This window comes from Leisingera sp. NJS204, assembly GCF_004123675.1.
Taxonomy (GTDB): Bacteria; Pseudomonadota; Alphaproteobacteria; order Rhodobacterales; family Rhodobacteraceae; genus Leisingera.
Window position 1 is genome coordinate 376,073 of sequence record NZ_CP035417.1, and the last position, 25,716, is coordinate 401,788.

The 25,716-nt window shown below is 63.2% G+C and carries 25 protein-coding genes; 11 read left to right on the forward strand and 14 right to left on the reverse strand.

What is annotated here, in order from left to right; all coding sequences use genetic code 11:
- Window positions 1–33 precede the first annotated feature (33 nt).
- Together gshB and ETW24_RS01925 are read left to right on the forward strand one after the other, a co-directional pair.
- Window positions 34–969 (forward strand): glutathione synthase, encoded by a 936-nt coding sequence (gene gshB, locus ETW24_RS01920; RefSeq protein ID WP_129369513.1) that lies wholly within the window; start codon window positions 34–36, stop codon window positions 967–969.
- Entirely contained in the window at window positions 969–1,877 is a 909-nt protein-coding gene (locus ETW24_RS01925) for an alpha/beta hydrolase fold domain-containing protein (protein WP_129369514.1), read from the forward strand. Before gshB ends, ETW24_RS01925 begins: the two co-directional genes overlap by 1 nt.
- On the opposite strand, the gene ETW24_RS01930 is transcribed toward ETW24_RS01925, so the two are convergent.
- The 4 genes from ETW24_RS01930 to cobU form a co-directional block, all read right to left on the reverse strand.
- On the reverse strand, window positions 1,866–3,374 hold the full coding sequence (locus ETW24_RS01930) for a YifB family Mg chelatase-like AAA ATPase (RefSeq protein WP_129369515.1): 1,509 nt from the start codon (window positions 3,372–3,374) through the stop codon (window positions 1,866–1,868). The genes ETW24_RS01925 and ETW24_RS01930 overlap by 12 nt on opposite strands.
- Window positions 3,375–3,488: 114 nt before the next feature.
- Window positions 3,489–4,172: a glutathione S-transferase gene (locus ETW24_RS01935; protein WP_129369516.1), complete on the reverse strand. Its 684-nt coding sequence runs from the start codon at window positions 4,170–4,172 to the stop codon at window positions 3,489–3,491.
- Between the two features lie 58 nt (window positions 4,173–4,230).
- Window positions 4,231–4,761 (reverse strand): histidine phosphatase family protein, encoded by a 531-nt coding sequence (locus ETW24_RS01940; RefSeq protein ID WP_254695679.1) that lies wholly within the window; start codon window positions 4,759–4,761, stop codon window positions 4,231–4,233.
- Window positions 4,762–4,808: 47 nt separating this feature from the next.
- Entirely contained in the window at window positions 4,809–5,327 is a 519-nt protein-coding gene (gene cobU / locus ETW24_RS01945) for a bifunctional adenosylcobinamide kinase/adenosylcobinamide-phosphate guanylyltransferase (protein WP_129369518.1), read from the reverse strand.
- A gap of 280 nt (window positions 5,328–5,607) precedes the next feature.
- Between cobU and ETW24_RS01950 the strand changes: the two genes are divergently transcribed.
- The 6 genes from ETW24_RS01950 to ETW24_RS01975 all read left to right on the forward strand — a co-directional run bounded on the left by ETW24_RS01950 (window position 5,608) and on the right by ETW24_RS01975 (window position 10,640).
- Entirely contained in the window at window positions 5,608–6,486 is an 879-nt protein-coding gene (locus tag ETW24_RS01950) for an RNA polymerase factor sigma-32 (protein WP_129369519.1), read from the forward strand.
- Window positions 6,483–7,319: a ChaN family lipoprotein gene (locus ETW24_RS01955; protein WP_129369520.1), complete on the forward strand. Its 837-nt coding sequence runs from the start codon at window positions 6,483–6,485 to the stop codon at window positions 7,317–7,319. The genes ETW24_RS01950 and ETW24_RS01955 overlap by 4 nt, the downstream gene beginning before the upstream one ends.
- A gap of 218 nt (window positions 7,320–7,537) precedes the next feature.
- Window positions 7,538–8,734 (forward strand): bifunctional phosphopantothenoylcysteine decarboxylase/phosphopantothenate--cysteine ligase CoaBC, encoded by a 1,197-nt coding sequence (gene coaBC, locus ETW24_RS01960; RefSeq protein ID WP_129369521.1) that lies wholly within the window; start codon window positions 7,538–7,540, stop codon window positions 8,732–8,734.
- A gap of 38 nt (window positions 8,735–8,772) precedes the next feature.
- Window positions 8,773–9,228 (forward strand): dUTP diphosphatase, encoded by a 456-nt coding sequence (dut, locus tag ETW24_RS01965; RefSeq protein WP_129369522.1) that lies wholly within the window; start codon window positions 8,773–8,775, stop codon window positions 9,226–9,228.
- Window positions 9,228–10,277, forward strand: a complete 1,050-nt coding sequence (locus ETW24_RS01970; RefSeq protein WP_129369523.1) for a HesA/MoeB/ThiF family protein — start codon at window positions 9,228–9,230, stop codon at window positions 10,275–10,277. The genes dut and ETW24_RS01970 overlap by 1 nt, the downstream gene beginning before the upstream one ends.
- A 12-nt stretch (window positions 10,278–10,289) precedes the next feature.
- Complete coding sequence (locus ETW24_RS01975) at window positions 10,290–10,640, forward strand: hypothetical protein (protein WP_129369524.1); 351 nt, start codon at window positions 10,290–10,292, stop codon at window positions 10,638–10,640.
- A gap of 18 nt (window positions 10,641–10,658) precedes the next feature.
- Here the strand turns inward: ETW24_RS01975 and ETW24_RS24585 are convergent, their stop codons facing one another.
- Entirely contained in the window at window positions 10,659–10,781 is a 123-nt protein-coding gene (locus tag ETW24_RS24585) for a PLP-dependent aspartate aminotransferase family protein (protein WP_217621269.1), read from the reverse strand.
- Window positions 10,782–10,920: 139 nt separating this feature from the next.
- Between ETW24_RS24585 and ETW24_RS01980 the strand changes: the two genes are divergently transcribed.
- On the forward strand, window positions 10,921–12,936 hold the full coding sequence (locus tag ETW24_RS01980; RefSeq protein ID WP_129369525.1) for a M3 family metallopeptidase: 2,016 nt from the start codon (window positions 10,921–10,923) through the stop codon (window positions 12,934–12,936).
- 132 nt (window positions 12,937–13,068) lie between these two features.
- On the opposite strand, the gene ETW24_RS01985 is transcribed toward ETW24_RS01980, so the two are convergent.
- The 7 genes from ETW24_RS01985 to ETW24_RS02015 all read right to left on the reverse strand — a co-directional run bounded on the left by ETW24_RS01985 (window position 13,069) and on the right by ETW24_RS02015 (window position 20,697).
- Window positions 13,069–14,001, reverse strand: a complete 933-nt coding sequence (locus tag ETW24_RS01985; RefSeq protein WP_129369526.1) for a 2-hydroxyacid dehydrogenase — start codon at window positions 13,999–14,001, stop codon at window positions 13,069–13,071.
- 16 nt (window positions 14,002–14,017) lie between these two features.
- Window positions 14,018–15,169 (reverse strand): rod shape-determining protein RodA, encoded by a 1,152-nt coding sequence (gene rodA / locus ETW24_RS01990; protein WP_129369527.1) that lies wholly within the window; start codon window positions 15,167–15,169, stop codon window positions 14,018–14,020.
- Entirely contained in the window at window positions 15,166–17,112 is a 1,947-nt protein-coding gene (gene mrdA, locus ETW24_RS01995) for a penicillin-binding protein 2 (protein WP_129369528.1), read from the reverse strand. Before mrdA ends, rodA begins: the two co-directional genes overlap by 4 nt.
- Window positions 17,109–17,648 carry a rod shape-determining protein MreD gene (locus tag ETW24_RS02000; protein WP_129369529.1) on the reverse strand — a complete coding sequence of 180 codons (540 nt, stop codon included), beginning with the start codon at window positions 17,646–17,648 and terminating at the stop codon, window positions 17,109–17,111. The genes mrdA and ETW24_RS02000 overlap by 4 nt, the downstream gene beginning before the upstream one ends.
- Entirely contained in the window at window positions 17,641–18,582 is a 942-nt protein-coding gene (mreC, locus tag ETW24_RS02005) for a rod shape-determining protein MreC (RefSeq protein WP_129369530.1), read from the reverse strand. Before mreC ends, ETW24_RS02000 begins: the two co-directional genes overlap by 8 nt.
- Before the next feature lie 65 nt (window positions 18,583–18,647).
- Window positions 18,648–19,694 carry a rod shape-determining protein gene (locus ETW24_RS02010; protein ID WP_027257685.1) on the reverse strand — a complete coding sequence of 349 codons (1,047 nt, stop codon included), beginning with the start codon at window positions 19,692–19,694 and terminating at the stop codon, window positions 18,648–18,650.
- A 220-nt stretch (window positions 19,695–19,914) separates the two neighbouring features.
- Window positions 19,915–20,697: a hypothetical protein gene (locus ETW24_RS02015; RefSeq protein WP_129369531.1), complete on the reverse strand. Its 783-nt coding sequence runs from the start codon at window positions 20,695–20,697 to the stop codon at window positions 19,915–19,917.
- A gap of 120 nt (window positions 20,698–20,817) precedes the next feature.
- On the opposite strand from ETW24_RS02015, the gene ETW24_RS02020 reads away from it, so the two are divergent.
- On the forward strand, window positions 20,818–21,612 hold the full coding sequence (locus ETW24_RS02020) for a 23S rRNA (adenine(2030)-N(6))-methyltransferase RlmJ (RefSeq protein WP_129369532.1): 795 nt from the start codon (window positions 20,818–20,820) through the stop codon (window positions 21,610–21,612).
- 99 nt (window positions 21,613–21,711) lie between these two features.
- Here ETW24_RS02020 and ETW24_RS02025 read toward each other — a convergent pair whose 3' ends face one another.
- Together ETW24_RS02025 and pdxR are read right to left on the reverse strand one after the other, a co-directional pair.
- On the reverse strand, window positions 21,712–23,310 hold the full coding sequence (locus tag ETW24_RS02025; protein ID WP_129369533.1) for a 2-isopropylmalate synthase: 1,599 nt from the start codon (window positions 23,308–23,310) through the stop codon (window positions 21,712–21,714).
- Window positions 23,311–23,551: 241 nt separating this feature from the next.
- Window positions 23,552–24,925, reverse strand: coding sequence for a MocR-like pyridoxine biosynthesis transcription factor PdxR (pdxR, locus tag ETW24_RS02030; RefSeq protein WP_129369534.1), 1,374 nt, complete (start codon window positions 24,923–24,925; stop codon window positions 23,552–23,554).
- A gap of 96 nt (window positions 24,926–25,021) precedes the next feature.
- On the opposite strand from pdxR, the gene ETW24_RS02035 reads away from it, so the two are divergent.
- On the forward strand, window positions 25,022–25,687 hold the full coding sequence (locus ETW24_RS02035) for a pyridoxamine 5'-phosphate oxidase family protein (RefSeq protein WP_129369535.1): 666 nt from the start codon (window positions 25,022–25,024) through the stop codon (window positions 25,685–25,687).
- The last annotated feature ends 29 nt before the right edge of the window (window positions 25,688–25,716 follow it).

Here is a 25,716-nt window from a genome sequence, read left to right on the forward strand (position 1 = left end):
CATGTATCTGGCCAGTTTACAAGGGATACTGCCATGAAAATCGCCTTTCAGATGGATCCGGTCATGGGCGTGGACATCAACGCGGACAGCAGCTTCCGCCTGGCCGAAGAAGCGCAGGCGCGCGGGCACGATCTGTTCTACTACGCCCCCGACCAGCTGGCCTATCAGGAGGGCCGCATCACCGCCCGTGGCCATGACATGACCGTGCAGCGGGTGGCAGATGCTCCGGCGGTGCTAGGCCCGGAGCGCGAGGTGGATCTGGCGGATTTCGACGTGGTCTGGCTGCGTCAGGACCCGCCGTTTGATATGCATTACATCACCTCGACCCACTTGCTGGACATGCTGAATGGCCAGGCGCTGGTGGTAAATGATCCGTTCTGGGTGCGTAACTATCCGGAAAAACTGCTGGTTCTGACCTTCCCGGACCTGACCCCGCCGACCACCATTGCCCGCGACCTGCAAACCATCAAGGCGTTCAAGGAAAAGCATGGCGATGTGATCCTGAAACCGCTTTACGGCAATGGTGGCGCCGGGGTATTCCGGTTGGATGCAAACGACCGCAACCTCACCTCGCTGCATGAGCTGTTCACCGGTTTCAGCCGCGAGCCTCTGATTGTGCAGAAGTTCCTGCCGGACGTCAGCAACGGCGACAAGCGGGTGATTCTGGTCGACGGCGAGCCTGTGGGCGCAATCAACCGTGTTCCTGCAGCGGGCGAGACCCGTTCGAACATGCATGTGGGCGGACGGCCCGAGAAAATCGGGCTGAGTGAACGCGATCTGGAGATCTGCGCCGCCATCGGCCCGCTGCTGCGCGAAAAGGGCCAGATCTTTGTTGGCATTGACGTGATCGGCGACTACCTGACCGAGATCAACGTGACCTCGCCGACAGGTATTCAGGAGCTGGAGCGCTTTGACGGTGTGAACATCGCCGAAAAGGTCTGGCAGGCGATCGAAGCCAAGATCAGCTGATGAGCTGGCAGCGCCGGGCCCTGAACGCGTGGATGCGCTATGGCATGAAGCCGGTGCTGCAGCGCACCAGCCGCCCGGAGCTGGCACGCCGGAGTTTCGAGCTGCTGGCGCCGCTGTTCTGCCCGCCGCTGCCCTATACCCGGCTGCTGCCGCGGCCCGCGCCGGTGCCGCTGAACCTGATTTCAGTGGGCCGGACGCGCCGCAAGCAGATCATTTTGTTCCTGCATGGCGGCGCCTATCTGGCAGGCAGCGCCCGTGCCTATCAGGGGGTTTTGTCCCGCCTTTCTTTTGCCGCAGGCATGGAGATTGCTGTGCCCGACTACCGGCTGCTGCAAGAGGCACCGTTTCCGGCGGCTTTCGAGGATGCGCTGGCAGCCTGGCAATACCTGCGAAGCACGGGCTATGCCGCCGCCGATATCCTGCTGGCAGGCGACAGTGCCGGCGGCGGGCTGGCGCTGGCCTTGCTCGCGGCCCTGCTGGGGGAAGGGGAACGCCCCGCCGGCCTTGTGGCCTTATCCCCCTGGTGCGATCTGACGCTGAGCGGGGCAAGTATTGAGGTCAACCGTTCCAGGGATGTGATCATCCCGGCAGGGCGGATGAAGGAAGCCGTTGATCAGTATCTCGCGGGTGCGGATCCATCAGATGCCCGCGCCTCGCCCTTGTTCGCTGACTTCCCGAACCCGCCGCCGGTGCTGATCCAAGCAGGGGATACCGAGGTGTTGCTGTCGGATGCGCAGCGTATGGTGCAGCGTCTGGAGCAGGCAGGCGGCGCTGTGCGGCTCAGCCTGTGGCGCGATGTGCCGCATGTCTGGCAATTTATGGCGGGTCAGCTGCCCGAGGGGCAGGCAGCATTGGACGAAGCTGCCACCTTCGCCATATCCGCCTTCGACGGCGGCTCAGCGGGCTGAGGGCAGCCTGAAACTCAGCGCCTCGGCGAAATGCGGGCGTTGCACCCGGTCTTCGCAGGCCAGATCGGCAATGGTGCGCGCAACGCGCAGAATCCGGTGGTAGCCGCGGGCGCTGAGGCCAAACCGTTCGGCGGCCCGCAGCAAAAGATCACGGCTTTCGGCATCCGGCGCTGCAATATCTTCCAGCACTGCGCCTTCGGCATCTGCGTTCTGGCGCAGGCCGGGATGGCTGCGGAACCGCTCAGCCTGGGTGTTCCGGGCAACTGCGACCCGTTGCGCCACCTGTACCGAGCCTTCGGCGCTGGCGGGCAGCTCCAGGTCGGACACATCCACCGGCGGCACGTCCAGATGCAGGTCGAACCGGTCCAGCAGCGGGCCGGAAATCCGCCCCAGGTAATCCGCACCGCATATTGGTGCCCGCGAACAGGCGCGGTTGGCATCAGCCAGATATCCGCATTTGCAGGGGTTGGCCGCAGCGATCAGCATAAAACGGCTGGGGTATTTCACATGGGCATTGGCGCGCGCCACCATCACCTCTCCGGATTCAAGCGGCTGGCGCAGGGTTTCCAGCACGGGACGGCCGAATTCCGGCAGCTCATCCAGAAACAGCACGCCATTATGCGCCAAGCTGATTTCCCCCGGCTGCGCCCGCCGCCCGCCACCGGCAATCGCCGCCATGGAGGCAGTGTGATGCGGTTCGCGGAAAGGGCGGGCGCGGCTGATGCCGCCCGCATCGATCAGCCCGCATAAGGAATGGATCATCGAGGTTTCCAATGCCTCGGCAGGAGACAGCGGCGGCAGGATCGATGGCAGCCGTGCCGCCAGCATCGATTTGCCGGATCCGGGCGGGCCGATCATCAGCATGTGGTGGCGTCCGGCGGCAGCAATCTCCAGCGCGCGCTTGGCTTGCTCCTGGCCTTTGACGTCGCGCAGGTCCTTGCCGCCAAGCCCGCTGATGGCTTCACCGGGCATGGACGGCTCAATGCGCCGCTGGCCGGTGAAATGCTGGACCACCTCGGTCAGTGTGGCCGCACCGATGACCTGTGCCGCATCGACCCAGGCAGCCTCGGGTCCGGACGGTTCCGGGCAGAGCAGCATGCGCCCTTCCTCTGCCGCGGTGACGGCTGCGGGCAGGGCGCCCGCGACAGGCATCAGCTGGCCGTCCAGCGACAGTTCGCCCAGGGCTATGGTCTCCTCGGCCTTTTCCGCTGGGATGATGCCGATTGCCGCCAGCAAGGCCAGCGCAATCGGCAGGTCGAAATGACTGCCTTCCTTGGGCAGGTCCGCGGGTGACAGGTTTATGGTGATCCGGCGGGAGGGCAGGGCGATCGACATCGCCGCAAAGGCCGCCCGCACCCGTTCGCGGGCCTCGGAGACGGCTTTATCCGGCAACCCAACCACCGAGAACGCTGGCAGGCCAGGGGCGACTGCGCATTGCACCTCCACCAGCCGGGCCTCAACCCCTTGAAAGGCAACTGTGTACGACCGTGCCGTCATTTCTCCCCGCCCCTTCTGGTTCAGGGAGAAATGCTTGGCGATCGTGGTTTCCGAAGTGTTAACGCCAGCGGTGCCGCCCGGCGAATTCACGCAGAATTCGCGCTCGCCGCCGGTTCAGTCCAAAGACCAGGGCCGCCGCGGCAGATCCCGCGCATAAGGCTCCGGGTCATAGCTGACCTCATGCGCCTGCTCTTGCCAGCGCAGTACTGGCGGGTCGGACAGCAGCAGCTTGCAATAGGCACGCGTGGCGGCAGAAACCGGCAGCCCGTAACCGATGATGCGTGCGGCAACCGGGGTATAGAACGCATCCGCCAGCGAATACTCTCCGAACAGACAGCCCGCTGACTGGCCGGACACCTGGCGCGCATGGGCAAACAGCGTTTCGATCCGGTCCAGATCCGCCTGAACCGCGCCGGAGGTCTCAAACCCTTCGTAGATATGGGCCAGCTGCATCGGACATTCGCTGCGCAGCGCGCTGAAGCCCGCAACCATTTCTGCCGCCAGCCAGCGTGCAGCGGCACGCTGTGCCGGGTCCGCGGGCCAAAGCCCGGCGTCCGGGTTCTGTTCGGCCAGGGTCTCGGCTATCGCCAGGCTTTCGCCAACAACCGCGCCTTCAGGCGTGCGCAACGCGGGCACCAGCCGTGCCGGGGCCAGATGCGCCATCTCTTGCGCCATGGTTCCTGAGTACAGCCCCACCAGATGCACCGTATGGGGAAGGGAGAATTTTTCGAGCATGAGCCAGCCGCGCAATGACCAGCTGGAGAACATGCGGTCGCCGATATAGATTTCATAAGCCATGCGCAAAGGCTAGCGCGGTGTGTCCCATCGTGAAACGGAATGTTTGTGATGGCATCCGTCACGGCAGATGATTGATAGCCCCCGCCCGCCAGCCTTCGGGGCCGAACGCGATTTCACTGACCGACAGATTGTCGATTCGATGGGCAAAGGCTTCCTCTGGGGTCAGCATCTCCGCCCGCTGAACCTGGGTCAGGATTTGACCGAAATGCCCGACAACAATCAAATCGCGACCCTGATTCGCAATGATCAGCCCGTCAATTGCTGCGTTCACCCGGTTTCGGACCTGATTCCAGCTCTCGCCGCCCGGCGGTGTCACATCACCCGGCGTCTCCCAATAGGCCCGGATCCGGTCCGGATCCTCAGCGTCCACCTCGGCCCAGGTTCTTAGCTCCCAAGCGCCGAAATGGATCTCGCGCAGCGCTTCAACATGGGGCAGGCGCTGACGGCTGCCTTGGATGGCGTTGGCAGTCTCCACTGCGCGCAACAGGTCGGACGACACGATCAGCGCGTCCGCCGGCAGGTAATCCGACAGGCGTTTCAGCGCGGCGGTGTCAGACAGGTCCGCGGGCAGATCTGACCAGCCGACCATGCATTTTGCGTGCGTTGGCCCGTGCCGTACCAGAAACAGCCGGTTTGTCACAACGCCCCTTTCAGCACCAGCGGCAGCCCGGCGGTCACTTGCACAACAGTTCCGGCACACGCAGCCAGTGCGATATTGAGCCGTCCCTGCGCTTCGCGGAAGCGGCGGGCCAGCTTGTTCTCAGGCACGATGCCAAGACCGGTTTCGTTCGAGACGATCACCAGATCCGCGCGGCAGCGGCCGATTGCGGCCAGCAGGTCCTCTTGTGCAAACGCCAAATCATGCCCGGCCAGCAGATGGTTGGTCAGCCACATGGTTGCACAGTCCATCAGGCAGATTTGCCCCGCAGCCAGCGCGTCCAGAACCCGGCCGGCTGTTTCCGGTTCTTCGACAGTTGCCCAGCCTTCCCCCCTTTGTTCGAGGTGGCGGGACACTTTTTCGCGCATTTCGCTGTCAAAAATTTGTGCAGTCGCCCAGTAAACCCTGTCTTTTTCAGTGTTTTTACAGAGCTGTTCGGCAAAGGCCGACTTTCCAGAGGCCGCCCCGCCCAGAATAAAAGTTACATTTGCAGGCATTTTTTGCTAACCTGTAAGAACGAAGCCGTTCCTGTGGGTAAACGCAGGGCCCGGTTAAGACAAGAGACCGCAGTATCCCGGGGTTCCACTTATTAAGGCCGGGAAAGTCTGCACAGGGGCCAAAAAACCATTTTGTTTTTCATTTTTGGCCCGTGGATGTGCCGAGAGTCGTATCCAGTGCATTGATACTGCCGGTCTGCAGAAGACCCGGGCTCAACTTTGTTTCATGCGCGTCCCCAGGCGCCGGTAGTTTGTTAATTAGTTTCCGGGGGGAAATAAAATGGCACTAGATTCCACAATCGAAAACCCATTGCCGCGGCAGGCAATGAAGGCAGAACTTTTGGACGCCGAAACCGAACGGCGTCTGGCTTACGCGTGGCGCGATGACCGCGATGTGAAGTCGCTGCACCGGCTCATCAATGCCTACATGCGTCTGGCGATTTCCATGGCGTCCAAGTTCAAGCGGTACGGCGCGCCGATGAACGATCTGATACAGGAGGCGGGCCTGGGCCTGATGAAGGCCGCCGACAAATTCGACCCTGACCGGGGGGTGCGGTTCTCGACCTATGCGGTCTGGTGGATCAAGGCGTCGATTCAGGACTACGTGATGCGCAACTGGTCCATGGTGCGCACAGGCTCCACGTCGTCGCAGAAATCGCTGTTTTTCAACATGCGCCGGGTGCAGGCGCAGCTTGAGCGCGAGGCGCGTGCCTCGGGGGCGCGGCTGGACCGGCATCAGCTGCATCAGAAGATTGCGACTGAAATCGGGGTGCCGTTGCGTGATGTTGAGATGATGGAGGGGCGCCTGTCCGGTGCCGACTTTTCGCTCAACGCGGTGCAGTCCACCGATGAAGAGGGCCGCGAGTGGATCGACGCTCTGGAAGATGACACGTCTCAGGCCGATGAACTGGTGCAGGAGCGGCACGACCGCCGCCAGCTGCGCAAATGGCTGGTGGGGGCGTTGCAGGCGCTGAATGACCGTGAGCGCTTTATCATCACGGAACGCAAGCTGCGCGAACGCCCGCGCACTTTGGAAAGCCTTGGAACCGAACTGGGGCTGTCTAAGGAACGGGTCCGCCAGCTGGAGGCCGGGGCGTTCCAGAAAATGCGCAAATGCCTTGAAGGACAGTCGCGCGAGGTGCACAGATTGCTTTCATGAGAAAGCAGATCAATTTCCTGAAAGTAATGCTAAGCGCTGCCTGTCTGGCGGCGCTTAGCCTGTCTGGCGCCCGAGCGGATGAGGTGTCCGCGGCAGCCCGGCTGCTGAGCGGCGCTGACGTAGTGATTCTCGGCGAGGTGCATGACAATCCAGTGCATCACCAGCAGCAGGCAATTCTGCTGGCAAAGCTGCAGCCTAAGGCGGTGGTCTGGGAGATGATCACTCCAAAGCAGGCAGCCGCACTGGATCCTGAAACGCTGGCAAATGCACAGCTGACGGCCCGGCAACTGGATTGGCCGAATTCCGGCTGGCCGGACTTCAGCCTTTACGCGCCGGTGTTTGCAGCTGCTGCCAATGCCCGCCAGTATGGCGCACAGGTGCCGCGGACAGAGGCTGCGAAGGCCTTGGAACGCGGCGTTGCTGTCTATTTCGGGGCTGAAGACGCAGCCCGCTTTGGCCTTGATCAGCCATTGCCGGAGGCAGAACAGGCCGCGCGCGAGGCGGACCAGCAGGCGAATCACTGCAATGCGATGCCGGTTGAGATGCTGCCTGTCCTGGTGGACTTTCAACGTCTGCGGGACGCCGCCCTGGCAGAGGCCGCGGATATGGCAATTGCGGAAACCGGCGGTCCAGTGGCTGTGATCACCGGCAATGGCCATGCCCGCACCGACCGCGGGCTGGCAGTCTATTTGGCCAAGGCCCGTCCGGGGGTGCAGATCCGCAGCTTGGGCCAGTCCGAGGGCGGGCGGATCAGCGGGATTTTCGATCTGCTGCTGGACGCGGACGCGGTCAGCCGCCCTGATCCCTGCCTGGCCTTCCAAAAAGGCGGCTGAAGGCCTCTGTGCAGCACAGGGCCGGTCTGATTGGAAACGGTACCGCGCCGTGCGCAGCACGGCGCCCGGCCCAACACCGTCAGGGGCGGGGGCCGCGGGCCCGTGCCGCGCGGGGGCGGGAGCCTTTGCTATGGCTTAGGCCGTCTCCGCTGGGAAAACCGTTTCACACTTTCGCCGCAGCGCAGTAAGGTCGCGGGAAACGGGACAAGGGCGGACAAATGCTGGCTGGCAGACATATTCTCCTGATAATCAGCGGCGGTATCGCGGCCTATAAATCGCTGGAGCTGATCCGCCGCTTGCAGGACCAAGGGGCGCGCGTGACCCCGGTGCTGACCAAGTCCGGCGCGGAATTTGTGACACCCCTGTCTGTCTCGGCACTTGCCGGAACCCCTGTGCATCAGGAACTGTTCGACCTGACCTCCGAGGCCGAGATGGGCCATATTCAGCTGTCGCGCAGCGCCGACCTCTTGGTTGTAGCGCCGGCCACGGCGGATCTGATGGCCAAGATGGCGCAGGGTCTGGCAAACGATCTTGCCTCTACCTTGCTGCTGGCCACCGACACCCCGGTGATGCTGGCACCTGCGATGAATGTACGGATGTGGGAGCATCCGGCGACACAGCGCAACATCGCGGTCCTGAAGGAGGATGGGGTGTCTTTCGCGGGTCCGAATGACGGCAGCATGGCCTGCGGTGAATTCGGCCCGGGCCGGATGGCGGAACCGGATGAGATCGTGACTGCGATCACTGCCAAATTTTCGGATGGACCATTGAGAGGCAAACGCATTCTGGTGACCTCCGGCCCGACGCATGAGCCGATTGATCCGGTGCGCTATATCGCCAACCGCTCCTCCGGGGCGCAAGGGGCAGCGGTGGCCCGTGCTCTGCGCGATTCTGGCGCGGAAGTGGTGTTTATCACGGGCCCGGCAGCGGTGCGCCCGCCTGAGGGCGTGCAGGTTGTGGCGGTTGAAAGCGCCCGTGAAATGGAGGCGGCTGTGCAAGCGGCACTGCCTGTTGATGCCGGGGTGTTTGCTGCGGCGGTGGCGGATTGGCGGGTCGCCAGCGCCTCGGACCGCAAATTGAAGAAGTCCAAGGACGGGTTGCCGGTGCTGGAGTTTGCAGAAAACCCCGACATTCTGAAAACAGTTGCACGGATGCCAAAGGGCCGTCCCAAACTGGTGGTTGGATTCGCGGCTGAGACAGACGATGTGGTGGAAAATGCCACCGCCAAGCGCAAGCGCAAGGGCTGCGACTGGATCGTTGCAAATGATGTCTCTCCCGCAACCGGCATCATGGGCGGCAGTGAAAACGCAGTTGTCCTGATCTCTGATGACGGTGCCGAGGAGTGGCCGCGCATGGGCAAGGATGACGTCGCCCGTAAACTGGCTGCGCGGATCGCTGCGGCGCTGGCCGGGTGAAATTGAGTATTTGAACAAAGATGAAGCAGGGGACGGGGATGGTAACAATCCGTGTGATCCACGACGAAGGCGCGGACAGGGATGTGCCGCTGCCGGCATATGAGACAGCTGGCGCTGCGGGAGCGGACCTGCGCGCTAACCTGCCGGGCGGGGGCACGCTGACGCTTGAACCGGGGGCACGGGCACTGGTGCCGACCGGGCTGCGCATCGAGATTCCTGCAGGCTACGAGGTGCAGATCCGCCCGCGCTCGGGCCTGGCTCTGAAGCACGGGATCACTCTGCCCAACACGCCCGGCACAATCGACAGTGACTACCGCGGGCCGCTAGGGGTGATCCTCTTGAATGCAGGACAGGAATCCTTTGAAATCCGCCATGGCGAACGCATCGCGCAGATGGTTGTGGCGCCGGTGCTTCAAGCCCGGTTTGAGCGCGCGGAGGCGCTCTCCGGCACCACCCGCGGCGACGGCGGCTTTGGTTCAACCGGGCGCGGCTGATGCTGCGCATTCTGATCCTGGCAGCGCTGATCTGGTGGGGCGGGCGTTTCCTTGGCCTGCCGCGCAATCTGCGTTTTGGTTTGCTGGTTGTGCTGTTTGCGGCTGTACTGGCGGTGCAGTTGACCCTGCCGGACGGGCACGGTTTGCGGGAGGGCACCGGGGGTTCGGCAGCGCCTTGGCTTCTCTTGGGCGGTTTTGCCATTGTGGCTGGTTTCTATGCGCGTATCGTGGCCGCCCTGAAGACCCGCGCCCAGCCTCAGGAAACGAACATGAGCCAGCCTGCCAGCACCTTCACCGAAAGCGAGCTTGACCGCTATGCCCGTCATATTGTCCTGCGGGAACTGGGCGGGGCGGGACAAAAGAAGCTGAAGCAGGCCAAGGTTCTGGTGATCGGTGCCGGCGGGCTGGGTGCGCCTGCGCTGCAGTATCTGGCTGCCGCCGGCGCGGGCATAATCGGGGTGATCGACGACGACGTGGTCGACAATGCCAACCTGCAGCGACAGGTGATCCACCGCGACGCAGACATTGGCAAGCCCAAGGTGTTTTCGGCCCAGGCCGCGATGCAGGCGCAGAACCCTTATGCCGACGTGCGCCCTTACAACCGGCGCCTGACCGGGGAGGCCGCGGAGGAGCTGTTTGCGGAATATGATCTGATCCTCGACGGCACCGACAATTTCGAAACCCGTTATCTCGCCAACCGCACCGCAGTGGCCCTGGGCAAACCGCTGATCTCTGGCGCGCTGTCGCAATGGGAAGGCCAGCTGAGCGTTTTTCACCCGGCCAAGGGCGGACCCTGCTACCAGTGCATCTTCCCCGAGGCACCGGCGCCCGGTCTTGCCCCCAGCTGCTCGGAGGCCGGGGTGATTGGCCCGCTGCCCGGTGTCGTCGGGGCAATGATGGCAGTCGAGGCGGTCAAGCAGATCACCGGTGCCGGTGCGGTTCTGCAAGGTGAGATGCTGATCTATGACGGGCTCTATGGCGAAACCCGCAAGATCCGCATGGCCAGGCGGCAAGATTGCCCGGTTTGCGGCAGCGCCGGACACTCCTGACGAGACCTCCCCGTGAACGAAGCCTATTTCATTTCGCTGCTCTGCGGCGCCCTGTTCGGCGGCCAGCCGGAGACAGTGCATAAGTTCACCTATCCCGGCGGTGCGGCGTCGATCCGCACAGATTGCGAAAACAGTAACCGGGTCATCGAGTTCGGCCTCGATAAGCGCAGCAGCCTGGACAGCATTCAGCAGGCGTTGTTTGCGGCAGAGATCACCGGTAAGGAGCCGGTGGTGGTTCTTATCGATACCGATAGCCGTATGGGCCGTTTCGAGTGGCGGATCGCCCGGGCAGCCAATATCGCGGATGTTCCGATCCGCATCGTGCCAGCGGCACTGACCAAAGGCGATGGCGCTGGCGGCTGACCCGCCCGTGCCACAAGGTCAAAGCAACCGGTTCCGAGCGGCGATCAGGTCTTCGGTGTCCTCCAGTACGGCGGACAGGCGGAAAATGCCGTCGCCTGCATAGATGCGGTATTCTGCCTCCTGCGCCGGGTCGGGACGCAATGCCTTTGCAGATATTGCCCTGGGCGATCGGAACCAACTGACGTTCCGCAAATTCCGGACTGGTGCGTCTAGTCATTTGCAAGCCCAATTGCAGCTCCATGGCTTTCCCGTTAGCGTTCCCGGCAAAGGAGACCCGTATATGTCCAATCCGCTTCTGTCCCGCTGGGACACGCCGTTTGAAATTGCCCCGTTCAACAGCATCTCTGACGACGATTTCGCCCCTGCGCTGGAGCAAGCACTTGCGGCGCACGCCGCACAGATCGACACCATCGCAAACAGCAGCGAGGCGCCTGGGTTTGCCAATGTGATCGAGGCGCTGGAAACTCCTTGCCGTGAGTTGGAGCAGGTGCTGGGGGTGTTCTTTACTGTGGCAGGCGCCGACAGCAACCCCAAGCGCGAGGAGCTGCAGCGGGCGTTCTCGCCCAGACTTGCCGCGCATTTCTCGGCGATCACCGCCAACAAGGCGCTGTATGCACGGGTCAAGGCGGTCTGGGATCAACGCGATGTGCTGGATCTGACGCAGGAGCAGCAGCGCGTCCTGATGCTGACCCACCGCGGCTTTGTCCGTGGCGGCGCGGCGCTGGAAGGCGAGGCGGATACGCGGATGCAGCAGATCAAGGGGCGGTTGGCGACACTTGGTACTGAGTTCACTCAGAACTTGCTGGCTGATGAGCGCAGCTGGTTCATGGAGCTGACCGAAGAGGATCTGGAAGGCCTGCCGGAATTCGTGATCAGCGCGGCCCGTGCGGCGGGGCAGGAAATGGGCAAGGACGGTCCGGTTGTGACCTTGTCGCGGTCCTTGATCACGCCGTTCCTGCAGTTTTCCCCGCGCCGGGATCTGCGCGAGACAGCCTTTAACGCCTGGGCAGCCCGCGGTGCGGGCGGCGGCGAAACCGACAACCGCGCCATTGCGGCGGAAACACTGCAGCTGCGCGAAGAGCGTGCCCGGCTATTGGGGTATAAGAATTTCGCTGCCTACAAACTGGAAACCGAAATGGCCGGGACGCCGGACGCGGTACGCGGCTTGCTGATGGATGTCTGGGGCCCGGCCAAGGCCCGCGCCGATGAAGACGCCAAGGTCCTGACCGCGATGATGCAGGCGGACGGCATCAACGGTGACCTGGAACCTTGGGACTGGCGCTACTACGCCGGGAAACGCCGCAAGGCCGAGCACGATCTGGATGAAGCGGCGCTGAAACCTTACCTGCAGCTTGACCGGATGATCGAGGCCGGCTTTGCCTGCGCAAACCGTCTGTTCGGGTTGGAGTTCGAACCGCTGGACGTGCCGCTCTACCACCCGGATTGCCGCGCTTGGGCGGTGACCCGGAACGGTGCCCATGTGGCGGTCTTCATCGGCGACTATTTTGCCCGCGGTTCCAAACGCTCGGGCGCCTGGTGTTCGGCAATGCGCCAGCAGGCGAAATTCCCGCAGGTACAGGCGCCAGTGGTGATCAACGTCTGCAACTTCGCCAAGGGCGACCCGGCGCTGCTGTCCTGGGACGACGCCCGCACCCTGTTCCATGAGTTCGGCCACGCGCTGCATCAAATGCTGTCGGATGTGACCTATGAAAGCATCTCGGGCACCTCGGTCGCGCGTGATTTTGTCGAATTGCCGAGCCAGCTGTATGAACACTGGCTGGAAGTGCCGGAGGTGCTGCAGGAATTTGCCACCCATGCGGAAACCGGCGAACCGATGCCGCAGGAGATGCTGGAGAAGGTGCTGGGTGCCGCCAACTTCGACATGGGGTTCCAGACGGTGGAATACGTCGCCTCCGCCCTGGTGGATCTGGCCTTTCACGACGGTCCTGCGCCTTCCGACCCTATGGCAAAGCAAGCTGAAGTGCTCGCAGAACTCGGGATGCCGCGGGCGATTATCATGCGTCACGCCACCCCGCATTTCGCCCATGTCTTTGCCGGCGACGGCTATTCCTCGGGCTATTACAGCTACATGTGGTCTGAGGTGATGGATGCCGACGCCTTTGCGGCTTTTGAGGAAGCAGGCGGTGCCTTTGATGCCGAACGCGCTAAGGCGTTGGAGGCGCATATTCTATCCACTGGCGGTTCGGTTGACCCGGCTGAGCTTTACACGGCGTTCCGCGGGCGGTTGCCCGGTGTGGAAGCGCTGCTGCAAGGCCGCGGCTTGACCGCACAATAGCCGGCATTGCGCAGGGCGATGCCCCTGAAATGGGTATTTAGGACCAGAAAGAAGCGATAGACCCCGGGCTTCTTTCTGGTCGACAATACCCTGGGGGAATGCGCCGTCAGGCGCAGGGGGCAAAGCCCCGTCCTAGTAACCGAGGCTGCGGTCCACCAAATGCAGCAGCGGCTCTCCAGCCTCGGCACGGCGGATGTTCTCGGCGATCACTTCGGCAGCTGTGCTTTCGCGGGTTTCCGAGGCGATATGCGGAGTCACTGTCACATTGGGATGCGCCCAAAAGGGATGCTCCGGCGGCAGCGGCTCAACGCGGAACACATCCAGAGTTGCATGCCCGATCCGGCCGTTGCCGAGTGCCGCCAGCAGGGCGTCATCATCTATCAGCGGTCCGCGGCCCGGGTTGATGATCTTTGCCCCCTTGGGCAGCCAGCCAAGCGTCTCGGCATTCAGCGTGTTTTCGGTGGCGGGTGTATCGGGCAGCAGCAGGATCACAATTTCCGCTTGCGCCAGCGCGTCCTTCATACCCTTAGGCCCGGCGTGGCAGGTGATGCCTTCGATTTCTTTTTGCGACCGGCTCCAGCCCGATACTTGAAATCCCAGGGCTGACAGCGCTCTGGCCGAAGCGGTTCCAAGGGCGCCCAGACCCAGGACGGTCACATGGCGGTCCTGGGCCAGCGGCGGCGCCTTTGGTTCCCATTGCCCGTTTTGCCCAAGGATATGCGCATCCATTCCAAGGTGATAGCGCAGAGTGTGGCCAACCACCCATTCGGTCATGCCCTGCTCCAGACCGCTATCCACCATCCGCGTGAGCGGCACGGAGGCAGGCACGACGGGCACGACCTTTTCCACGCCCGCCCAAAGGCTCAGCACGGCCTTTAAGCGATCAAAGCGGGTGAAGTCGCTGATGGGTCCGCTGGGCGCAAAGACGATGTAATCCACCTCTTCCGGAGCGAAATCATTGCGCAGTTCGGCATCCAGACCCAAGCGGGCGAATTCCGCATTCAGCAGCGGCTGGTAAGCGGGCCAGGCATCGGCGCGGCCGGCGAACAGGACATTGGCGGTCATGGAAACTCCCTGATCTTCAGCGCGAGGATTGGCGCGGGCGGTGGATATGGGCGCTTTGCACAATGCCGAAGGCCCCGAGCAGCACAAGCATTGCCGAACCGCCGTATGAGACCATCGGCAGCGGCACGCCGACCACTGGTGCCAGACCCATCACCATCGACATGTTGACGGCAAAGAACAGGAAAAAGGTGATGGCAATGCCCAGGATCACCAGCGAAGAAAACCGGTCCTTGGCGGCAATCGCCGAGGCAATGCAGAACAGGATGATCAGCATGTAAATGAACAGCAGGGTAACGCCGCCGATGAAGCCGAACTCCTCCGCCAGGGTGGTAAAGATGAAGTCGGTGTGTTTCTCCGGCAGGAAGTTCAGCCGCGATTGCGTGCCCTGCATGAAGCCCCGTCCGGACCAGCCGCCGGATCCCAGCGCAATCTGCGACTGGGTGATGTGGTAGCCCGCGCCTAAGGGATCCTGCGAGGGGTCCATAAAAGTGTCGATGCGGCGGAACTGGTAGTCCTTCAACAACTGCCAGTCGGTGCCGCGGCTTTGAAATACCGCGCTGACCAGCCCCGCGCCGGCTGCGATCACCGCCACGAAATAGGCCCAATGCACCCCGGCAAGGAACATCACCCCGCCGCCGGCCGCCATCAGCAGGATCGAGGTGCCAAGATCCGGCTGTTTCAGCACCAGCGCCGTTGGCACCAGGATCAGCGCCACCGGCAGCAGCACCCACATGGGCCGCGAGGTCTTTTCGGGCGGCAGCCAGTCGTAATAGGCTGCCAGCAGCATTACCAAGGCGATCTTGGTCACCTCTGAGGGTTGCAGCCGCATGAAGCCGATGTCGATCCAGCGCTGTGCGCCCATGCCCACGGTGCCGAACAGCTCCACCGCGACCAGCAGCGCCAGGGATCCCAGATAGGCCAGCACCGACACATTGCGCCAGAACCAGATCGGGATCATCGCCACCACAAACATGACGCCCAGGCCCAGGGCAAAGCGTTTGACCTGCGGTTCCACCCAGGGGCTGAAGGATCCGCCCGCTACTGAGTACAGCATCAGAAAGCCGACGCTGGACACCGTGATCAGCAGCAGTGTCAGCCCCCAGTTCAAATACAGTATCTTGCGCAGGCCGGAGGGCGTCGATTTGGCGTGATACTCCAGATAGCTCATGCCTTGCTGCTCCTGCTGCCCAAGGGGCGCTTGACGCGCTCGCGCTCCAGCCGCTCCTGCTGTGCCTTGATGCGGCTGCGGTCCCCTTTGGGGTAGGCCTCCAGCGGCGGGGTGCCATCGTAAAGCGCCTGCAGCAGCACGTCGCGGGCAATCGGTGCCGCAGCTCTGGAGCCGCCGCCGCCATGTTCAACCACCACAGCCACCGCGTATTTCGGGTTATCATAGGGAGCAAAACAGACGTACAGCGCATGGTCGCGCCGGTCCCAGGGCAGATCCTCGTTGCGGATCACCCCTGCGGCCCGTTCAGCGGCGGTGATGTTGCGCACCTGGCTGGTGCCGCTTTTGCCGGCCATCCGTATGTTGTCAGCGATGATGCGGGAGCGGTAGCCGGTGCCCCGGCGGTCGTTGCTGACCGAATACATGCCGCGCCGCACCATGCGCAGGCTGTTTTCGCTGACATCCAAAGGGTCGCCCGCGCCGCTGGGCAGTTCCACCCCGTCGAGCGATTTCAGCAGCCGCGGCGTTACACTGCGCCCGGTGGCGATCCGTGCGGTCATCACCGCCAGCTGCAACGGCGAAGCGAGGGTGAAGCCCTGGCCGATCGAGGAGTTTGCGGTGTCGCCGATCAGCCAGTCCTTGCCATAGGAACGCGCTTTCCATTCCTTGGTCGGCGTAATCCCCTGGGCCACAGCCGACATCGGCAAATCGTGCCTGATGCCCAGCCCGAATTTGTTGGCCATGGCTGAGATATTGTCGATCCCGGTCTTGATCGCCACGTCGTAGTAATAGACATCGCAGGACCGTTTCAGCGAGGTGTTGAGGTCCACATGCCCGTGGCCTGCCCGTTTCCAGCAATGGAAGCGGCGGCCGGCAACTTTCAGATGGCCCGGGCACCAAACAGTTTCCTCCGGCCCGATTACACCCTGTTCCAGCGCTGCCAGCGCCGTGATCATCTTGAAGGTGGAGCCGGGCGGGTAGGTGCCCTGCACGGTTTTGTTGGACAGAGGCCTATAGTTGTCCTCGGTCAGCATCCGGTAGTCAGCGACTGAGATGCCCCGCACAAACAGATTGGGGTCGAAACTGGGGGAAGAGCAGATCGCGCGGATATCGCCGTCTTCGCAGTCAATCACCACCGCTGCGGCGCTTTCCCGGCCCAGCCGGGCCTGCACGTAGTTTTGCAGCTCAGCGTCAGTGGTCAGCTGCATGTCTGCACCGGAAATACCCTCGCGCCGGTCCAACTCGCGCATTACCCGGCCGGTGGCGTTCACTTCCACCCGTTTGGCACCGGCCTTGCCGCGCAGCACGTCTTCGCGCTTGGCCTCAAATCCAACCTTGCCGATCTGGAAGCGCGGGATCAGCAGCACCGGCTCGGGGTCTTCCATCTTGCTCAGGTCATAGTCGGACACCGGGCCGACATAGCCCACTACATGCGCGAAATCACCAAGCTGCGGATAAATCCGGGTCAGGCCGACCTCGGGCGTTACACCCGGCAGGGCGGGGGCGTTGACAGCGACTTTGGAGATATCCTCCCAGCCGATCCGGTCGGCCAGGGTGATCGGCAGGAATGGCGGCGACCGCCGCATCTCGGTGCGGGCGCGCTCCAGGTCTTCGGGATCAAGCGGCAGCAGGCTCGACAGTTTATCAATCACCGCCTCCACATCGCCGGCGTCCTCGGGCACCACGGTAATCCGGTAGGAGGGGGAGTTCTGCGCGATGATCAGCCCGTTACGGTCGAAGATCTGGCCGCGGGCAGGCGGCAGCAGGCGGATGTTGATCCGGTTTTCCTCGGCCAGCAGGCGGAATTCATCCGCTTGATCCACCTGCAGAAAGCGCATCCTTGCTGCCAGCCCGCCGGCAAAGGCCACCTGCAGCCCGCCCAGCAGCAGTGCCCGCCGGGTCATCTTGCCATGAGAGACGTCCAGATCCTTGGAATTGCGTTTCATCGGCGGCTCATCAGGGTTTCGGCTTCGGAAGGGGACAATTTGCGCACACCCAGAATAGCCTGGCTGACCCAAACCGCCAGCGGATAGGCAGCGATGGTCATCACAATCTGGATCACGGTCAGGCTAAGCGGCGCTTGCGCCACGCCAAACACCACAAGAACCAGCCGGTTCAAAACGGCCATCCCGATCAGGGTCACGCCGGCTGCCAGCCATTCGCTGACGAAGGTGCTTTCCCGGTGCGGGGCCGCACGCGCCTTTAGAAACTCGCAGGCCAGCACCGTCAGCAACGCCAGCAATCCAGGCGGGCGATGAAACAGCAGATCGGCCAGCAGCATGACCAGCGCAATCGACAGCGCAGGCACAAAATCGGGCCGCCGCTGCGACCAGGTGATTGCCAGCAGCAGCAGGAAATCCGGCGGCGCCCAGAACCTCGGCTCGGTGTTCAACGGCAGCAGATGAAAAAACATGATCAGCAGCGCCAGTGCGGGAAAGGCTGCACGCATAGCCCAGATCCGGGCGGGCGAGGTATTAGCCATTGCCGGCCTCAGCAGTGCCTTCGGCGCTGCCGCCGCCCAGCCCTTCGGGCCGCGGCTGCGGAACCGGATCACCCGGGGCTGCTCCGACCAGCCCGCCGGGATCCTGGATCACCTCGGTGCCGTGGTGGCGCAGCACCCGCAGAAATTCCAGCCGGCTGTAATCGGCGGACAGCCGCACCCGCATCCGGCCCGAGCGGTCCTTGGCCACCTGGCCGATCAGCAGGCCCGCTGGAAACACCGATCCGTCACCGGAGGAGATCACCCGGTCGCCGGGCCGCACAAGGTCGGGATTTTCCAGAAAGCTCAGCACTGGCGCGGCGCTGTTGTCACCGGTGACAAGAGTTGTCTGTCCGGAGGGCTGAATGGTGGCGGGCACTGCGCTGGCGGCGTCGGTCAGCAGGATCACCCGCGCGGTGTCGTGCCCGGTGCCGGAAATCCGGCCCACCAGCCCGATCCCGTCCATCGCCGCCCAGCCGTCATGCACCCCGTCGCGGCTGCCCACATTCAGCAGCACCGATTGCCGGAAGGGTGAACCGCTGTCGGCCATCACCACCCCGGTGATATAGGTAAGCTGCGGGTCCAGCCGCACGTTGTTGAAGTCCAGCAGCCGGGCGTTTTCCTGCTCCAGCTGCAGTGCGGCCTCTTTCCAGGCCCGCATCTGCCGCAGTTCGCTGCGCAGCTCGCGGTTCTGCTCGGCCAGGCGCTGATAGCTTTGGAAATCGCGCACCAGGTTAACGGCGGCGGTGACCGGCACCATGGCCCAATCCATGCTGGGCACCACGCGGTCAGCCACCTGGGCGCGAAACCGTTCCACGCGCGGGCTGTCGATCCGCCAGACGATGAACACAGCAGCCAGGCACAGGCACAAAACCGCTGTCAGCAGACGCCGCAGCGGGGTTGCATAATCGTCGCGCTGTGACTTGTCCTTTGCCACGTCTCTCCTTCCAGCCGCCCCTCCAGCCCGTTGTCAGCTGGCGCCATTCAGGCGGTCAGGGGCGTTTAGCTGTCGTAGTCGATGGCGTGGGCCAGCTGCTTTTCATATTCCAGCGCCTTGCCGGTCCCCAGCGCCACGCAGTTGAGGCTTTCGTCGGCGATGGATACGGCCAGGCCGGTCTGTTCGCGCAGGGCCAGATCCAGATCACCCAAAAGCGCGCCGCCGCCGGTCAGCATCACGCCGCGGTCGACAATGTCGGCGGCCAGATCCGGCGGGGTGGTTTCCAGCGCGGTCATCACCGCCTCGCAAATCTGCTGCACCGGTTCGGCAAGCGCCTCGGCCACCTGGGCCTGGGAAATCTCGATTTCCTTCGGCACGCCATTCAGCAGGTCGCGGCCGCGGATCTGCATCGACTGGCCGCGGCCGTCGTCGGGCATCCGGGCGGTACCGATGGAGGTCTTGATGCGTTCAGCGGTGGCTTCACCCACCAGCAGGTTCTGCTGGCGGCGCAGGTAGCTGATGATAGCTTCATCCATACGGTCGCCGCCAACCCGGACAGAACGGGCATAGACAATATCGCCCAAGGACAGAACCGCCACCTCGGTGGTGCCGCCGCCGATGTCGACAACCATGTTGCCGGTCGGGTCGGTGATCGGCATGCCTGCACCGATGGCTGCGGCAATCGGCTCGGCAATCAGCCCGGCGCGGCGCGCACCAGCGGACAAAACCGACTGACGGATCGCACGCTTTTCAACCGGAGTGGCGCCATGCGGCACGCAGACGATGATCTTGGGCTTGGAGAAGGTCGAGCGTTTATGCACCTTGCGGATGAAATGCTTGATCATTTCTTCGGCAGTGTCGAAATCGGCAATCACGCCTTCGCGCATCGGGCGGATCGCCTCGATCGAGCCGGGGGTGCGGCCCAGCATCAGCTTGGCGTCTTCGCCCACGGCCAGCACCTTCTTGACGCCATCCTTGACGTGATAGGCCACCACCGACGGTTCGGAAAGGATGACACCGCGGCCCTTGACGTAAACCAGCGTGTTCGCAGTGCCGAGGTCGATGGCCATGTCCGAAGAGAACAGACCGCCCAAGTTTCCGAAAAGCGCCATATAGAAGGGATCCTGTGAGTGCTGTCATTTTTACCTTAGGCGACTCCCGGTGGGGCCGCCAGCACCAACCTTATAAGCGGCAGTGCAGTGCCGCGAAAGGGCGTATTATGGTGAAACAGCGCCTTTCCGCCAAGTCCACGGCGTCATTACAGGCCCCGTCCAAGCGGTCAGGCCAGGATGGGCGCAGAAGCCCGCCTGGGCGGGCAGCAGCGGGATCAGGTCAACTGGAGAAAATCCGCTTCATTTCAGTGTCAAAATGCGACCAGGTCAGGCTGGCGCTGTTGCCGGCATAACCCTCATAATAGGATTTGCCGCTGGAGGTCGGCAGCCCGGCCCAGATCTTGGCCAGGTTCAGCATGAAGGTCTTGCGCGGCATTTCAGCTTGCAGAAAAGCGCTGTAGCCGGCTTCTTCGATCAGCTGATGCGCCAGCTGATCCTGCAGTTCGGGCGAAAAGCGGGCCTGCGGTTTCACACCCTGATGCTTGACCAGCCGCCGGAAGGTTGCGGGGATCAGCTGGTAGCGCCCGATGGCATGGGGCTGTCCCGGCGTTGCTTTGATCCAGGCGTTGATCTCGGCAACGGTCATCTGCGTGGGTTTCTTTGGCGGCTTGCGTTTGGCGCCGTGCTGCACGGCATCATAATTTGCCTTGCCCGCCTCGGCGCTGGCGATCAGCGTCAGCAGGCGGCTTACGCTTGGCGGCGCGCTGAGAAGCGGGGCGAACAGGCTGCCGCCGCTGCGGCCGCGGAACAGGCTAGCGGCTCCGGGATCAAGCGAGACCGCGCCGCGCCCGGGATCTGCACCAGGCAGCGTATCGGGTAAAATGCTGGCCAGCGCCTGAGGCGCCGGGCCTGGCGCTGGGCCGGGCTGGGGGGCAGAAGCCTTGTGCAGGAAGAACTGGTTGCCAACCAGCGAATACCCCTGTGCGCTGACGGCCCCTGCGGCGCACAGCAGCATAGCCAGAAATGTAAGGAAGAGGGCAACGGCGCTCGTTCTGAGGGGCATAGGGACCTGCATTCTGCGGTATCTCGACTGGCTGCAGTCTGCCCCATCGGGGTTGAGATTCCGTTTATCCTGCGTCCGCTGCCCCTTCCGCCCTGCGGCAATTGCCGCTAGAGGGGGCCTATGCTCTCTTATCAGCACATATACCACGCCGGGAATCTGGCCGATGTCCAAAAGCATGCGCTGCTTGCCTGGATGCTGGCCTATCTCACCCGCAAGGACAAACCGCTCAGTTATATTGAGACTCATGCAGGCCGGGGTCTCTATCGGCTGGACGCGGCTGAGGCGGTCAAGACCGGCGAGGCGGAGCAGGGCATCACCCGCATTCTGGCGGACCAGGGCCTGGCAGCGGATCACCCGCTGCACCACGCCCTGACGGAAACCCGCAATCGGCATGGCGGGGCTGCCTATCCAGGGTCGCCGCTGGTTGCAGCCGCTTTGCTGCGCCCGGGCGACGCAATGCATTTTGCCGAACTGCACCCGCAGGAACATGCCGCCCTGCGCGCCGCGCTGAGACCCTGGAAAGCCAAGGTGCATCAGCAAGACGGGTTTGAGCTGGCCATGTCACTGGCGCCGCCAGCACCCCGCCGCGGCCTCATGCTGATCGACCCCAGCTACGAGATCAAAACCGACTATGCCCGCATTCCCGGCATCATAGGACAGCTGCACAAGAAGTGGAATGTAGGGATCATCGCCTTGTGGTATCCGATCCTAAAGGACGGTGCGCACCGGCAGATGCTGACAGCGCTGGAGGCGCAAGACCTGCCTGGTGCCCTTCGCCATGAGGTTTCCTTTCCGCCGGTCCGTGACGGGCACCGGATGATTGGCAGCGGCATGTTTGTGGTCAACGCTCCTTTTGGCATCGCAGAAGAAGCTGCCCGGCTGTCGGCGCTGTTTGAGGGGATTTCCCGCAAGTAACCGCGCACCACCCGATCTGTCCGGCCAGAGGTTTCGCATAGAACAAGAAAGGGCGCCGCAGCGGGCGCCCTTTGTTTGTTCTGTCCGGCCAGCAGTGGCTTAGGCGAGGTCTTTATAGGAAATCTCGCGGGTGTCAGCGCCTTCGCCAACCCGGCCACGGCGCACGATCAGGCGGTTCAGCGCGTTCACATAGGCCTTGGCAGACGCCACCACCGTATCGGTATTGGCGCTTTCGCCGGTGGCGATGATGCCGTCTTCTTCCAGCCGCACCGACACTGTTGCCTGCGCATCGGTGCCTTCGGTCACCGCATGCACCTGATAAAGCTGCAGCCGGGCAGAGTTCGGGTGGATCATGCGGATCGCCTTAAAGGTCGCATCAACCGGGCCGTCGCCCTCAGCCGTCTCGGTGACGTCCTTGCCGTCGATCTCCATCTCGACTGTAGATTCTGCCGGGCCGCCGGTGCCGCAGACCACTTTCATGGAAACGATCTTGAGGTAGTCGTTCTCGGCGTCTACCCCGGTGCGCATCAGCGCGATGAGGTCGTCGTCAAACACCTCTTTCTTGCGGTCGGCCAGTTCCTTGAAACGGACAAAGACATCCTTCAGCTGGTTGTCGCCAACTTCATAGCCAAGATGCTCCAGCTTATCACGCAGCGCGGCGCGGCCGGAATGTTTGCCAAGCGGCAACGAAGTGCCGGAGAGACCCACATCCTCGGGCCGCATAATCTCAAAGTTTTCGCGGTTCTTCAGCATGCCGTCCTGGTGGATGCCCGACTCGTGCGCAAAGGCGTTCTTGCCGACAATTGCCTTGTTCGGCTGTACCACAAAACCAGAGACGGTCGAGACACGGCGCGAGATATGCATGATCTTGGTGGTGTCGATGCCGGTGTGCCAGGGCATGATGTCATTGCGCGTCTTCAGCGCCATCACCACCTCTTCCAGCGCGGTGTTGCCGGCACGTTCGCCCAGGCCGTTGATGGTGCATTCGATCTGGCGCGCACCACCCGCAACCGCGGCCAGTGCATTGGCGGTCGCCATGCCCAGATCGTTGTGGCAATGGGTGGCAAAGATCACCTCGTCAGCACCGGGCACGGTTTCGATCAGGCGTTTGATCAGGTCGGCCGACTCCATCGGCGCGGTATAGCCCACAGTGTCGGGGATGTTGATGGTGGTGGCGCCGGCCTTGATCGCGATCTCGATCACCCGGCACAGGTAGTCCCACTCGGTCCGGGTCGCATCCATCGGCGACCACTGCACATTGTCCACCAGATTGCGGGCGTGAGTGACTGTCTCATGGATCTTGTCGGCCATCTCATCCATTGTGAGGTTCGGGATGGCGCGGTGCAGGGCCGAGGTGCCGATAAAGGTATGGATGCGCGGCTGCGCGGCCTTGCGCACGGCCTCGGCGCAGCGGTCGATATCCTTGAAACTGGCGCGCGCCAGGCCGCAGATCACCGAATTCTTTGAGCGTTCCGCAATCTCGGACACCGCGCGGAAATCGCCCTCAGACGCAATCGGGAAGCCGGCCTCGATGATGTCCACGCCCATGTCGTCCAGAAGTCCGGCAATCTCCAGCTTCTCGTCATGGGTCATGGTGGCGCCGGGGCTTTGTTCGCCGTCGCGCAGGGTTGTGTCGAAAATGACAACACGGGATTTGTCGCCGGAATTTGCGCCGGCAGTCGGGGAATTATTGGTCATGTCGGTATCTCTTGTCTCTGTCCTAAGCCCTTTGGGGCATCATAAGCCTATCGTGGCGCGCGTGCGGCAATCCTCTGAGCGGGCGCGCCGGAAGGGCACGCTCAGAGGCGGGCTAGGATCAGTAGGGCGCGCAGAGCGGCACCGCGGGACGCGGTGGCGGCAAGGGGGATATCTGCGCAAATGGTCATGCAGGGATTTATACAGAGGCAATGGTAAATGAAAAGCCCATAGGCAGAGAATTTCAGCTTTGTGCCACGATCCGGCGCAGCGCTCCAATTTGGCCGGGCAGTGCATCGGGCTGGCTTTGGCAAAATCCGATCAGCAGCCCCTGGGATTGCTTGGCCGGATCATGCGGCGACAAAGGCCGGACGGCGTAGCCCGCTTTGGCAGTATTGCGGCAGATCCGCGTGTCACTGTGTCCGTCTGCCAAGTGAAAGGCGATCTGCATCCCGGCATTGTGGCGCCGGAAGGAACCCAAATCCTCAGGCCATGCGGCCAGCGCCTCTGCTGCGGCAGCATACCGTTCGGAATAGAGCCTCCGGGCGCGGCGGATGTGGCGGTCGTAATGCCCCGAGGCCATGAACTCGGCCAGGGGCCGCTGTGCGGTGATCGCGGCGCCTGCACTGGGATGGATGAACCGGGCGCGGAACTGCGGCACCAGCGCGGGCGGCAGGATCGCATATCCCAGCCGCAAAGCGTGGGAGAATGTCTTGGAAAAGGTGCCCGCATAGATGCAGCGCCCCTCGCGGTCGAGCGCGGCCATGGCGGGAACCGGCTGCCCGGCATAGCGGAACTCACTGTCGAAATCATCCTCGATAATCCAGCCGTCCCGGTCCTTGGCCGCTTGCAGAAAGGCCTGCCGCTGCGGAACGGGCAGGGTGCCGCCGAGGGGAAACTGATGCGACGGGGTCAGCAGCGTGACCTTGGCCATCTGCGGCGGCACTTCCGCGCCGCGCTCCCCGGCCCGCAGCCAGCGCACCTCCCAGCCGCGCGACAGGGCAAACCGTTGCGTCGGGGTGAAGCCGGGGGCCTCCAGCGCGATGTCTTCGCCGCCAACCAGGAAATCCATCGTCAGCTCCAGCGCTTCGCGGGCGCCGCTGGTGACCAGAACCTGTTCGGCACTGCAGTCGATCCCGCGCCAGCGGGCGGCATATGCAGCAATCTCGCGGCGCAGCTCAGGATCGCCAAAAGCATCTTCCTGGTGACTGAGGCTAAGCGGATCCATCCTTGCCACACGTGAAACACAGCGCGCCCAGGACCGCGCCGGAAACACCGCCGGATCCGGCGCGCCGGGCAGCAGCATCCCCGGGGCTGGCGCTGTGACCGTCGGCAGAGGCCGGGACGGGGCCGCCGGCGGGCGGATCGGGGCGACATCGCAGACAAAGATCCCCGCGCCGCGCCGGGGTTCGGCGAACCCCTCGGCCACCAATTGGTCATAGGCCGTCACCACAGTGGACCGTGCCACCCCCAGATCCTGCGCCAGCGCCCGCGATGACGGCAGCCGGGCGCCGATAGCCAGGCTGCCTTCACTGATCCGCCCGCGCAGTGCGGTGACGATCTGCTGATACAGCGGTTCAGCATTTTCACCGGAGAGCATACCGGACAGATCAATCATAGTGGACTGCTCATTTTGCAAAGAACTGGAGCTTAATCATAGGCCAATTTGCGCATAGCTGTCGTGAAAAGACAATTAGCAACAAGAGATCAGCCGATGAGCCAGTCCGAAGTGGAAACCGCCTTGAAATCCGAACGCAGCCGTCTGCGCCGCGCGCATGAACGCGGGGTATACGACCGCGAAGCCGTGTATCAGGTGCTGGATGCCATGCCGCTTGGCCATATAGGCTATCAGATCAATGGCAGCACATCGGTTCTGCCGACGCTGCAGTGGCGCGAGGGCGATCACGTCTATTGGCACGGCTCTGCAGCCAGCCGCGCCATCCGCGCGATGGAAGGGGCCGAGGTCTGCCTGACCGTCACCTGCATGGATGGTTATGTGCTGGCGCGCTCGGCCTTTCACCACTCGGTCAATTTCCGCTCTGCCATGCTGTTTGGGGTGGCCGAGAAAGTGACGGATGAAGACGCCAAGGCTGCTAGCCTCAAGACGATGGTGGACCACATCTTCCCCGGCCGCAGGGAGGCTTTGCGCCCGATGACCAGCCAGGAGCTGAAAGCAACAGCCCTGCTGCGAATGCCGATCGAGGAAGGCGCCGCCAAGGTCCGGTCCGGCCCGCCCAAGGACGACGAGGAGGATTACGCGCTGCCGATCTGGGCCGGGGTGGTGCCGATGGCACTGGAGCTGAAGCCGCCGCAGCCGGACCCTGCCAATCTGGAAGGCGTGGCGATGCCCGACCACCTGAGCCGCATCCGCATCGGCTGAAACGAAAAGGCGCGCCACTCCGGCGCGCC